This is a genomic window from Salinisphaera sp. S4-8, assembly GCF_040361235.1.
In the GTDB taxonomy this organism is placed as follows: Bacteria; Pseudomonadota; Gammaproteobacteria; order Nevskiales; family Salinisphaeraceae; genus Salinisphaera.
This window is the reverse complement of sequence record NZ_APNF01000003.1, coordinates 23,118-35,349: the sequence shown is the minus strand read 5'-3', so window position 1 is coordinate 35,349 and position 12,232 is coordinate 23,118. Positions and strand designations below refer to the sequence as shown.

The 12,232-nt window shown below is 64.0% G+C and carries 8 protein-coding genes; all 8 read right to left on the bottom strand.

Annotated elements, in window-relative coordinates; all coding sequences use genetic code 11:
- Window positions 1-40: 40 nt before the first annotated feature.
- The 8 genes from S4A8_RS05265 to S4A8_RS05230 all read right to left on the bottom strand — a co-directional run bounded on the left by S4A8_RS05265 (window position 41) and on the right by S4A8_RS05230 (window position 12,227).
- The gene (locus S4A8_RS05265) at window positions 41-937 is read right to left on the bottom strand and encodes a metallophosphoesterase (RefSeq protein ID WP_353219326.1); all 897 of its coding nucleotides are present in this window, start codon (window positions 935-937) and stop codon (window positions 41-43) included.
- A 66-nt stretch (window positions 938-1,003) separates the two neighbouring features.
- Window positions 1,004-2,269 (bottom strand): carbohydrate porin, encoded by a 1,266-nt coding sequence (locus tag S4A8_RS05260; RefSeq protein WP_353219325.1) that lies wholly within the window; start codon window positions 2,267-2,269, stop codon window positions 1,004-1,006.
- Between the two features lie 352 nt (window positions 2,270-2,621).
- Window positions 2,622-4,364, bottom strand: coding sequence for a toxin-antitoxin system YwqK family antitoxin (locus tag S4A8_RS05255; RefSeq protein WP_353219324.1), 1,743 nt, complete (start codon window positions 4,362-4,364; stop codon window positions 2,622-2,624).
- Entirely contained in the window at window positions 4,361-4,738 is a 378-nt protein-coding gene (locus S4A8_RS05250; RefSeq protein WP_353219323.1) for a hypothetical protein, read from the bottom strand. The genes S4A8_RS05255 and S4A8_RS05250 overlap by 4 nt, the downstream gene beginning before the upstream one ends.
- Window positions 4,663-6,723, bottom strand: coding sequence for a hypothetical protein (locus S4A8_RS05245; RefSeq protein WP_353219322.1), 2,061 nt, complete (start codon window positions 6,721-6,723; stop codon window positions 4,663-4,665). The genes S4A8_RS05250 and S4A8_RS05245 overlap by 76 nt, the downstream gene beginning before the upstream one ends.
- 106 nt (window positions 6,724-6,829) lie before the next feature.
- Window positions 6,830-8,569, bottom strand: a complete 1,740-nt coding sequence (locus tag S4A8_RS05240) for a toxin-antitoxin system YwqK family antitoxin (protein WP_353219321.1) — start codon at window positions 8,567-8,569, stop codon at window positions 6,830-6,832.
- A 29-nt stretch (window positions 8,570-8,598) separates the two neighbouring features.
- Window positions 8,599-9,873: a toxin-antitoxin system YwqK family antitoxin gene (locus S4A8_RS05235; protein WP_353219320.1), complete on the bottom strand. Its 1,275-nt coding sequence runs from the start codon at window positions 9,871-9,873 to the stop codon at window positions 8,599-8,601.
- Window positions 9,870-12,227 (bottom strand): hypothetical protein, encoded by a 2,358-nt coding sequence (locus tag S4A8_RS05230; protein ID WP_353219319.1) that lies wholly within the window; start codon window positions 12,225-12,227, stop codon window positions 9,870-9,872. The genes S4A8_RS05235 and S4A8_RS05230 overlap by 4 nt, the downstream gene beginning before the upstream one ends.
- Between the last annotated feature and the right edge of the window lie 5 nt (window positions 12,228-12,232).

Below are 12,232 nucleotides of genomic sequence, written 5' to 3'. Positions count from 1 at the left end.
ACAAATTTTTGTTTGTGGGATGGCGACTTGAGTCGCGTTCCTAGTCGTTAGTCGGGGTGCTACGCCCGAGCGGGCTGCGTCCGGTTTCATGGCCGTCGTTGTCCACGAACACGGTTTCGGCATGCACCGTGTCGTTCTCGACGGTCAGCGCAATATGGTGGCGTTTTTCGCCGTTATCTTCGATACGCGGCACTCGCGCGGCGTTGAGATAGAGGGTGTGTTCGTCCTGCGCCCAGGTATCGCGCCACGCGCCGGTGTGCTTGCTGCGGTGGTGCATATGCCCCGCCAGCACCGCGCGCACGTGCCGGCCGGTGGCATGGGCATGGTCGATGGCTGCCCGTAGGTCCGGGTCGCCAAAGTCGCCGTGGTCTGGATCGAAGTCGCAGCCGAAAGGCGTGCCCGGCGTATCGCCCAGCCCGGCCGGGCCGTTGTGGGCGAGTACGATGAGATTGGCCGGGGCCGCGTCGACCAGTGCGCACAATTTGCGGCTACTGGCCTGGAAGTCGGCTACGCCGAAGGCCGATTTCAGATAGTGGCGATAGTAGAACCGGTTCGGGCCCATGGCATGGGGCCGGGCCACGAGCAGGCCGAGCTCGTGATCCAGCGGGGCCAGGGTATAGCCGCCCAGCTGCACGCCGCCCAGGGTTTCGTCGAGCCCGCGCACGCGCTGTGCCATGCCGAGCGCGCCCAGGCGAGCGGCCAGTGGGCGATTCTTCACCTCGGCGAGCAGTTGCCAGAGCCCGACGGCGTCGTGGTTGCCCGGAATCGCCCAGGCGGGTTTGGTGAGTGCCGCGAGCTGGCGCGCCACGGGCAGGCTGTTGGCCACGCGCGCGAAATCGCCCACGAACAACAGCATGTCGTAGTTGCTGGCATTGAAGAACGCGGTATCGCGTTCGTCCCAGAAGCCGTGAATATCGCCGATGACACCGAATTTCATGGCGAACGTTTTAGGCTGCCACGGCGGCTGCGTCAAACATACGCCGTCATGGCCAGCGGTAAACCGCTAGAACGCGATCTCGCCGCGCAGGGTGGCAACCTTGGCGTCGTCCAGTCCCATGCCGCCGGGATTGACGATGTATTGGAAATCCGGCTTGAGCGCCATCCACGGTGCGACCTGGATGGCATGGAAGATTTCGATGGCCGTTTCGTGGTCCTTGGTAAAATCCGCGCCCGGCGCATCGGAAAAATCCACTCGGCTGACCATCAGCCCGCTGATATCCTCGGGTCGGTCGGCGAGCAGGCCGGTAATCTGCACGCCCGCGCCGATATGCCGGGCCAGTTCGCTGACGGCGTCGTTGGCATGCACGTACTGGGCAAAGCCGTCGACCGCGAAGGACGAGCCCGGATCGTCGTAGAACGACTGATCCCAGACCAGGTACACGCCGTCGCTGGCATCCTCGACGCCGCCGTCGAAACGGTCGAACTCGCCGTCGTGGCGCCAGTAGCCCACGCCCAGACGGCCGTCGAGATCGGCCACGCGATAGTTGATTCCGGTTTCAGCGATACCAAAGCGGTCGCTGTCGTCGGTGAGAAAATCGTCCGGTCCGTGCGTGCCGGTGCGCCGGCCGTTCAGTGTGGAGCCGTCGTAAATACCGGCGCGGGCATAGACGCCGGCCGGCAGTTCAGCGAACAGCACCAAGCCGGTGGCCGGATCGGGGTAGGAAGGAAACGCCAGCACCGTGGGCGAAAAACCGGGTGAGGAATTCAGGAACTGCTCGCCGTTTTCCACGTAGGCGAAGTCTTCATTGGCGTCCATCTTGCCGAGCTTGACGGACAGGCGCTCGTCGAACAGATCCTGACGATACCACAGCGAATACAGTGCATCGAACGGTGTTTCGTCGATATTCGAATAGATCTGGATATCGCCGCTGTCGAGATTGCCGTTATCGCCATGAAAGCCCACATAGGCCACACGCAGCGTACCGCCGGGCCAGCGGAAAGCAGCGTCGGTATCCAGCTCGAGGCCGGCCTCGAACAGATAACGCGCCGCAGTCGCACGCGGGTCGGCACCGCCATCCAGCACGATCGAGTAATCGCCGACGACGACCGCGTTAATACTCAGTCCACGGGCCTCGGCGGCCGACCGCAGCCCGCCGATGTCGCCGAGCAGGGTATCGCGCAGCATGATGCCTGGCGCTTCGTTCGCGCCGGTGTAATCGGTCGGTTCGGCCGCGTACAAAGCGGGCGCGACCCATGCGGCAAACGCCAGCAATATAGACGCCCTGCGAACAGCGGCGATCAGGCGGCGATCGGTGTCTCGTCGGTTCATGCAATCTCCCCCGATTTTTCTAGTTCTGGCGACATGACAGGCGACATTGGTGTCGGCGTTCGACGCCTCGCCATGTACCAGCCGTTATTGTTAATCCGGCTTTGGCACCCACGGTGCGGGTTTCAGACTCGAGCCGTGGGTCGGCCTATTTCTGCCGATATCGGCGTGCTGTGGGGGAGCTTGAGCGGGCATGACGGCGTGCCTGTCGGGGCAGCGCGGGCCGGGGCGCAAGGCCCCGGCTTATCGGCTCACCGGCCTGACTGGTGCGATTGCAACGGCCCCGCCGCGGCTTATCAGCTGGCGGCGGGCGTCCCGCGTCGCTATTGAGCCGACGCGGGACCGCTTGCGTGGGTCAGTCGCTGTCGGGGGCTGTCGGCATATACCGACCGTCGCGATAATAATGCTCGCCGGTCAGCTGGCCGTTGTTGCCGTAGTAGGCTGCACGTCCGTCGCGTTTACCGTCGCTGTAGGTCTGCAGGCCGATCCGGACGCCGTTTTCGGCAAAGTCGTACCAGCGGCCATCGCGACGGCCCTGGTCGTCGTACTGCCCGGCGGCACGCACATAGCCGTTTTCGTCGACGGCCTCCCAGCGGCCGATCTGAACGCCCTCGCGATAGCGGCCTTTCCACACCTGCTGGTGTTGGTACGTGGTCCATTCGCCGTGGCGCTTGCCGTTCTTGTAGTTACCCTGGGCGACCAGGCGGCGGTCGTAGGCCCGGTATTCGACATAGTCGCCGACCTGAACACCGTGTTGGTAATGCGCGCGTGAAAGCAGCTCGCCGTTGTCGTCGGTGGTCGTGACGGTGCCGTCGAGTTTGCCCTGGTGGTCGTAGTGGCTGTCGGTGCGCTGGCCGCTGTAGCCGTATTCCACAGCCTCGCCAATCTGGGTGCCGTGGCGAAAGTGTGCATATTCGCGCAGTTCGAAATCGCGATAGCTGCGCTGTTCGCCGTGGCGTTTGCCGTTGGCGTCGTAGTGTTCGATTTCGTAGGTCCCGGCATCGGTACCGCGGGCCTGGTACTGCCGGCCCACCGGGTGGCCGTTGCGTTCGACCGTGTGCCGGCGCAGGCGTCCATTGCCGTAGAACGAGCGGTTCTCCTTATAGCCGGTTTCGGGGTTTTCGATACGCTTCGAGGTCACGTAGCCGTTCTTGTCGTGCCAGCGCGTGATCTTGAGTGTTTCGCCGTTGTGCTCGACGTGATGCATGAATATGCTGGGCTCGCCGTCCCGGTAGCTCTTAGATGCAATCACATCGCCGCTGCCATCCTCGGCATAGCTGCGCGAGCGTTTGGGCTGGCCCTTGTTATCGAACCAGCGATGGGTGCCCACCGGCTGGCCGGCCCGAAAATGCTTGACGCTTCTGAGCTGGCCATCGCTGAACCAGCTGCGTTGTTCACCGTCTTTCTCGCCGGCTGCGTAGTGCCAGTGCCTGACCAGCCGACCTTCGTCGTTCCAGGCGCGATAGTCACCGTCGAGCTTGTCGTTGCGATAATGGCTGCGCCGCGTCAGGTGTTTGCCGCCGTTGCCATAGCTTTCGGCCCAGCCGTTGCGTTCGTCGTTTTCGTACTGTTCGAGACGGTAGAGCGTACCCGCCGAGTAGGTTTGCTTGATGCCTTCGATCTTGCCGTCGACATACGGCGTACGACAGCGCAGCAGACCAGTGACGGGGTTGTAGCAGCGCACCTCGCCGTCCACCACGCCATGTTTGACCGGTTTTTCGAACCCCACCTTGCCGTCGTCGGTGAAACCCACCACCAGACCGTTGAAGCGGCCCTCGGCGTCGTGGATCCCGACCTGTTGCAGCGCGCCGCTTTCCGGGTCGTGACTTTCGTAATAACCGACCCAGTGGCTGGCGTCGGCGTTCATGTCCGGGTCGGACAGGTAGCTGCGATAACGCAGCCGATCGCTGTCGATCGTGCGCACTTCCGTGAGCCAGCCGAGGCCGTCGCGCTCATCGGCGACGGTGGCCTTGTAGACGGCCTGTGCCTTGGTTACCGGGTCGAAATCGTCATTGAGCCAGAAGGTGCCCTGGGCGAATGCTGCGCTATGCGCACAGGCCAGGCTGAGTGCGATTGCGCTATGCCGGATCCAATTCATGGCAGCGCCTTGAGCTCGTCATGCCAGCTGTATGCGCGCGGTTCGCCGTCGAGTTGCATGACCATCACGTGATCCGCCGCGCCCCAGAGCCGGATGACTCCATCGTCGTACATGTAATCGCCCAGCGCGTGCTCGCTGGCTTCTGTTTGCCAGTCGTCCAGGCGTTGATCCGGTGCGGCGTCCTTGCGCATCGGACGTAGCGCATGGCCGTCGGCGTCGTAAAACCGAACGCTGTCGAAAACGGCCGCGGCGGAGCGCTGCGGTTCCGGCGTACGGCCGGTTACGGCTTTCAGGTCGATCAGCCAGGGCTTGTCGGAGTCGATCGCGACGCGCTGCCAGCGCGGCGTACCGGGGCAGGCGAGGGTGGTTTGCACTTCGATGCCGTAGAAATAGGTCCGCACGCCGTCGTCGGTGGCCAGCTCCCAGGTTTGCTCGCCCGGCGCGTCTTCGTCGTCTGCGCGCCTGCCGTAACGACTGGCGCTGGGCCGCGGTTGCCAGACCAGCGCATGGCCAGCCTGCGCGGGGCGTCGGCGGTCAGTTCGCAGGCGCCGGCCAGCCCTTCGGGCAGGACCAGGCGCAGGCGGTTCTTGTCGGCATCCTCGGTGTGGATGTCGTCGAATGCGATCGGCCCTTCGCTCGGCGTGTCAGTCTGTGCCGCAGTGCCCAGAGTCTTCTTCTCGGGCGGCGCCAGATCGCGGTTGTGATAGCGCGCGGCGAAATCCCGGAATGACACGCGATAGGATTGGCTTTCGGTGCTGGTCTTTGCATGGCGCAGCGCAAGCTCGGCGGGCGTGTGATCGGATTGCACCTTGAAGTGCTGTATCCAGGTCAGCGGCTGATCGACACGCGCCAGTGCGATTTCTTCGGTGGTGCTGAGCCAGCTGTCATGGGCTGTGCCCAGCGTTCGTGCATTCAGACCGGGCTGGGGCGTGGTCGAATCGGGCCAGTAATACGCGGTGCCCGAGGTATACAGATCCACCCACCAGCTGTTGTCTTCATTGGCGACCGGGTTTGCGGTCACCTTGACGCGGTTTTCGCCCACTTGCGTGGGTTGTTCGCCGAGCTTGAGCGTTGTCTTCTCGCCCGCGTCGGTCGGCGTGTATTCGAGCTGCGCCTCGACGCGGGCCACGCGATCGAGCGCGGGCGTGTTCCAGCCCAGGCTGCGGAGTCTGAATATCTGCAGGGCACCGGGGTTGTTCGGCCGGCTGTCGTAGTCGAGTGCGTCGAATACCAGCGGGATATCCAGCGGTTGGTCCTGGTTGTCGTAGAGCGTGATATCGGTGAGTGCGAGCGAGCCGAAGGGGATTTCGTCAAAGGCGTCGACTTCAAAAGCCAGTTCCAGCTCGTGGCCGTCGGCCATGAATACCGGGTTGCGCGCGTCGAGATCGAGCTCGGTGGGCGCGGCGGGCGACTCATCCTGGGCCTGTGCCTGGGTTTGCGGTATGGGGTACTCGCGGTCTTCGTCGAACGACGGGCCGGTGATCAGGTTCGACAGGCCATCGGCATACAAGCCAGTGGCCAGGTTCTGGCGGTGTAGGGCATAGACCAGGCTGCGCACGGCCGCCGAATGCTCGCCGACGCGTATATTCATATGCGAAACGGCGGCCATCGACTCGAGCCAGCCGCTGGCACGATCCAGGCGGACGCGTGCTTCAAGACGTACGTCGGAGATACGTGCGTCCAGGGCCAGGCCGGCCAGATGTCGGCTAATCGGGTTGTCGTTGTCGAGGGTGTCGGCACGGCCGGTGATTTGCAGCGAGACCGAGTCGTCGGTTACCCGCGTGACCGTGACGGCAACGTCGTGCAGGCCGCGATAGGCATCCAGGCGGACTTCGGCGCCTTCGCGTGCCGGCAGCGATGCGGCGATCGTCGGATCGACGATCTGGGTCTGAAAGGCATCGCCGGTCAGCCCGGGGGACTCGATGTCGAGTGCGTCGATCTTGTCCTGATCGACCAGGGCGATATCGCTCCTGCCGTCGGCATCGATGGTGAGATCGAAGCCGTCGCGCAGCATATCGGCGACCTCGCCGGCGTTGCCGTGCTCGGCCTCGCTACTGGAGAACAGCGTTTGATAATCGCGTCTGATCTCGAGCAGTTCGGGGGTCACACGCAGCCGCGTGCTTTCGCCGACATGATCCACGCGATAGCGCAGCACGCCGGTACTGCTTGTTTCATTGGCGCGCGATGCATCCTCGGGGATGATTTCCACCCGGCTGGCCACGGCATAGTCGCGCACCTCGCCTTCGGTGGGCGTGAAGCTCACGTAACGGGCATTGCTCGTCGAATACAGCGTATAGGCGGCAATCGCGAAGCCGCCGATGATGACTACTAAGGCGATCCAGAGAATTTTTCTGTTCAAAACAGGCCTATCGGGACAGTGCAACGCGCGCCTGCGTAGCGGGGCGCGCTGCTATGGGTTTAAGGGCGAGGCATTAAAGCGGGCAAACGGGCGTTTGAAGAATAGGTCAGTGGGTATCGCGCAGGCCGTTGCAGTATTCCAGCCGTGTCTGGCCGGCGTTGGGGTCGTAGGGCGGCGTGTCGACGCGCTCGCCGTTGCGATACAGCTCACAGCTGTCGAGTTCGCCGTCGTGGCGGTAGTGCAGCCATAGACCGCTGCGCTGGCCGGCTTCGAAATTGCCTTCGGTAAGCGGATACCCCTGGGCGTTGACGGCCTGCCAGCGGCCGATCTTCTGGCCTTTGCGATAGCGGCCGTGCCAGGTCGGCCCGCCGCTGGCCGATGTCTCGATCCAGGCCCCGTGCCGGACGCCGTCGACATAGTGGCCCCGCTCCACCGGTTTGTCGTCGTCGGCGTAGCGATCGTAACGCTCGTACAGGCCGTCTTTGCGGCCCTCGTCGTAGTGGGCGATTTCGATGAGTTGCTGGTCGCTGTCGACCACGCGGTATTCGCCATCGAGCTTGCTGTCGACATACTGGCCCTCGGTGCGCTGGCCGCTATAGGCGCGCTCGAAGAACGGGCCGTTGCGTTGGCCATCGGCCCAAGTGGTCATCTTCACGATTTTACCGTGGCGGATTTCGACCTGTTGGCCCTGGCGTTTGCCGTTGTCGTCGTAGTGGGTCCGCAGGGTGTGATTGGGCTCGAGCGTTTCGATATAGAGCCCCACTCTGTGATGATCGCGTAGCTCACGGCGGTAGGTGAGTTGCCCGTCGGCGGCAAAACGCAGCTCTATTTCGTGGGCCTGCTCAGGGAAGGTGATGCGGCGGACTTCGACATAGCCGTAGCGGTCGAAATACTCGTGAATTTCCTTCGGCGTATCGGCGTCGCGGACATGACGCACCCGGGTTTTCGGCTGCCCGCTGGCGGTGTTGTAACGGGTCGTGACCAGTAACCGCCCGTCGCGATCGAGCACGGTTTGCGCGGTGACCTGGTCGTTTACGTTGTAGCGATTGACGACGTCATGACTGACTTGGTCGCCGTCGCGGAAATGCACGATCTCGCTGAGCAGGTTTTTTTCCTGATCGTGCCATTGGCGTTGTGGGCCGTCCTTGCGTCCGTTGACGAAACGGGTTTCGGCGACGGTTTTGCCGGCCTCGTATTCGCGTGCCCTGCCATCGGGTTGGCCGTCGCGGTATTCGACGCGGCTGACCAGCCAGGCCCGATCGCCCGTGCTGTATTGCTCGGTGACGCCGTCGAGGCGATCGTGATGATATTCCTCGATACGAAACAGCGCGCCCTGAACATACTGGGCATGGACGCCCTCGCGCTCGCCGTTTTCGTAATCGGTGACACTGTAAAGTTTGCCGTCGACATACTGGCGGGTCTTGCCTTCGAGTTCGCCGTCGCGATAGAGCGCGGCGCGTTTGAGCCGGCCCTGGGCATCGAAGGTGGTCATCAGGCCCTGATAGCGCGCCTGGGCATCGGCCGTTCCGACCTCGGCGAGGCGATGTTCGCCGTTCATGCGATACAGCGCGTAATGGCCGATCCAGGTGACATCGGTATCGTCTGGCTCGGGCTTGGCGACATAGCCGCGCATGCGCAGGGCATCGTCTTCGATACGGCGCAGTTCGGCCGGCCAGCCGATCCCGTCACGTTGGCTCTGCACGCTCACGCGATAGGTCGCCGCGGCCGCATTGTCGACGGGGTTGAGTTCGGCGTCGTACCAGAAGCGGGTCGGGTCCTGGGCATGGACAGCGCCGGCCGCGACGAGCAGGCCGGCGGCCAGGGCATGGCGGGTGCGGGCGGTCATGCAAAAGCCTCTCGTGGTGGCACGGCGTGTCAGTCGGCGGTGGCCGACGCGCTGTCCTGGCTGTCGTCCACCGGCTCGCCGTGGTTCATCGTCCACTGGCGCACCGGCTCGCCGTTGCGATAATCGGCCTGTTCGCCGTGCAGGCGCCCCTGGTCGTCGTAGCGACGCCATTCATACTGGCCGTCGAAGGTCTGTTCGACCTGCAGGCCGCTCGGCTTGCCGTCGACGACTTCCTTGCGATAGATGACCTGGCCGTCTTCGCTGTAGTGCGTCTTGATGTAGTGCGGCGCGTCGCGAAAGCTGATGTGGCGCGTAAGCAGATGGCCGGTGTTGGAGAAGGTCTCGTCGACCCGCCGGCGGCGTCCCTGTGCGTCGGTTTCGAGACGATCCTCGGCCTTGCGCGGACTGCCGGCGATCGGCCAGAACTGGGTGCGGCGTAGCCGCTGTCCGTCGTCGCCGAGCATGCGCTCTTCGTCGAGACGGCCACCACTGTAGTACTGCTGAAGCCCGCGTAGCTGGCCGTCGTCATAGCGGTAGACGGAGGCCAGTTGCCCGGCTGCCTGGTTGAGCCAGTTGCGCTGGATACCGTTCTTGCGACCGTTCACATAGTGGGTTTCCTGCAACAGTGCGCCTTCGAGCGACCAGACGCGCTCCCAACCATCGAGCCGGCCGTTGCGATAGTGGCTGCGCTGGGTGAGTACCTGCGGTGAATGCAGGCTGCCGTACTGTTCGACCACGCCGTCGATCTTGTTGTTGTGCACCTCGGTGAGCTTGCGAATGCGCCCGTCGTAGTAGCTGGTTTCAAAGCCCTCGCGCTTGCCGTCGACCAGCGGCGTGAGATAGCGCAGTTCGCCGCCGACATAGCGGCGCCCCATGCCCTGCATGACCCCGTTTACATACGGTGTTTCGTAGCTGAGATCGCCATCCCGGTCAAAGCCCACCGATAGCCCGTTGAGTTCGCCGGCCATATTGCGGGTACCCACTTCCACGAGCCTGTAATCGCCGGCGAAGCGGTAGAGTTGATAGGCGCCGACCCATTTCTGATCGGGATCAGCCAGATCCGGCGTCGAGCTGTAGCCGCGAAAATTGAGCTGGTCGTAGCGGATACGACGAATTTCCACCGGCCAGCCCGGCCCGTCGCGTTCGTCGGCGACCGTGGCCTTGCGGCTGGCCTGGGCCTTGGCGACGACGTCGAAGTCATCGTTGAGCCAGAAGGTGCCCTGTGCCCAGGCGCTGCCGGTCTGCACGAGCAGATAGACTGCGACCACGGCGAATCCTGGGCGCAATCGGGTCGAACGGCTCATTGCAGGTCCTTCAGATGGTTGCGCCATTGTTTTTCGATCGGCGCGCCGGAGAAGGTCAGCGATTTGATTGCGGCAACATCGCCCCAGAAACGGATACGCCCCTCGTCGTCGAGATAGTCGGACACGCGGTGGCTCATGCCTTCGTTACGCCAGTCGTCGAGGCGGGTATCCGCGGTCATGTGCTTGAGCATGGGCCGTAGCGGCTTGCCGCGCGCGTCAAGAAAACGGTGGCTGTCGAAAAAGCGGGCCGCCTGTATGTCGCGGTCGATCTCGCCGTCGACCACCGTGTCGATATCCACCAGCCAGGGTTTGTCGCGATCGCCGTCGAGTTCGACGGTCTGCCAGGCCGGCGTGCCGGGGCAGCGCAGCGTGGTGGTGACATCGATGCCATAGAAATAGACACGTATTCCGTCGTCGGTCATCAATAGCCAGCGGTCGGTATCGGGGTGTTCGCCGGTGCGCGGCTCGCCGATGCCGAAACCGGGGGCACGCTGCGCTTCGGGCCGCCAGACCAGGGCATGGCCTTCTTGCGCCGGCGCGTCGGCGGCGAGTTCGCAGGCCGAGCCCATGCCGATCGGCAGGCGCAGGCTCAGCCGATTCTGGTCGGCACCTTGCGGGGCGGTGTCAAGCGCCAGCGACGGCTTCTCCGGCACCGGGGTGACCACGAGATTGCGTGTTGTTGGCGGCGACAATTCGCGGTTGCTGTAGTGCTGTTCGATGCTGGTGAACTGAAGCTCGTGCGAACTGGGCGCGGACGGGCTGGTGTAGAGCGCCAGCGGGAACCGATCGCTGTCGCCGGTCACCAGTATCTGCTGGATCCAGGCGCCCGGCTTATCCACCCGGGCGAGCTGGGTGAGATCAGCCGGTGTCAGACCGTCATAGGCTTTGTCGCTCAGGCGTGCCGACAGGTCGCCGTAGACCGCGCTCGGATCGTAGGTATAGAACGTCTGCTCGCTCACATTCAGCACTAGCCGCCAGCCGTCGTCGGTGGGGGTTGCCTGGATGTGCGCGCCGGGGTCCTGGCGTTCGGTCGGGGTATCGGCCAGCGGCAGCTCGATGGATTCCGGCTGGAGCGGGTCGCGGTAGTCGAGACGCGCCTCGACGCGGGCGATGCGATCGAGCCGGGCGTCCTGCCAGCCCATTGGCAGCAGGCGCACGCGGGTATTGAGTTCGCCCTGGGAAAAATCAGGGCCGATGGATTCCAGCACCAACGGGATATCGAGTGCCTTGCCGTCGGCGTCGCGCAGGGTCAGTTGCTTGAGTGCTGACAGGCCCAGATGCGCGTCGGGGGCGATGTCCTGGATCACGGTGAGTACCAGGGCGTGGTCCTTGTCGTCGATGGAAAAACGCGCATCGGCATCGGCGAACGGCTGGGGGGCGGGTTTGTTCGCCCGCAAGGCTTCGGTTTCGGCCTTGCTGTGCGCCAGCGGCAGTTTCACCCCGTCCTCACGCACACCCGTCGTCGCGCGATTGCCGAGCTGGTCGAGCCCGTCTTCGACCGAGCCCAGCGCCGGATTGTCGACGTGACGCATGGTCATCGTCATATGGATGTGCCCGCTTTTGTCCTGGCTTTTGACGTCCTGTTCGCTGATCAGGGCGAGTGATTCGATCCAGCCGCCGTCACGGGACAGGCGCATGCGCCCGTGTACGGCGGTCACCCGGGTGCGCACGGCGTCGTAGCCGCTACCGAGGGTGGTATAGGTCGTGGGCGTATCGTCGGTTCGTTCGAGGGCGACGCTCACGCTGTCATCGCCGACGCGATCGACGGTGAGCGTGAGTGCCGGCATGCCCTGAAAGGCATCGATACTGACCTGCGCGCCCACACGGGCCGGGATGCGGTTGGTGACCGCCGGCGTGCCCAGCTGCTGTTCGAACTGCTGGGCCTGGGTGTGGCCGATATGGTCTTTGAACGCATTCCAGGCGTCGCGGTTGACCGCGCTCAGGCGCGTGTGACCGCTGTCGCGATCCATGACCAGCGCGAAGCCGTCCTTCATCAGCGCGGGCACGGGCGTGTCGTCGAGCTTGGCGGCCTGGGTGCTGGAAAACAGCGTGTAGCCGTCCTTGTCCTGGACCTGGACGAAACGCGGCAGCACACGGAGTTTGAGCGTCGGCCCGGCCGCGTCTACGCGATAGCGCATCACGCTCTGCATGACCAGCGACTCCTGGCTGGACGTGCTGGATGTGTCATCGCCTTCGCGCATCTGCGCCATCACCCCGATGCGATAATCGCGGGTGTCGCCCTTCGCCGGGTCGAAGGTGATATCCGACGGTTTGGACAACACCACCGCGGCGGCGCCGATGCCGATCAGCGCCAGCACGCCGATCAGGGCCAGAACCAGTTTTTTACTCGACACGTGTT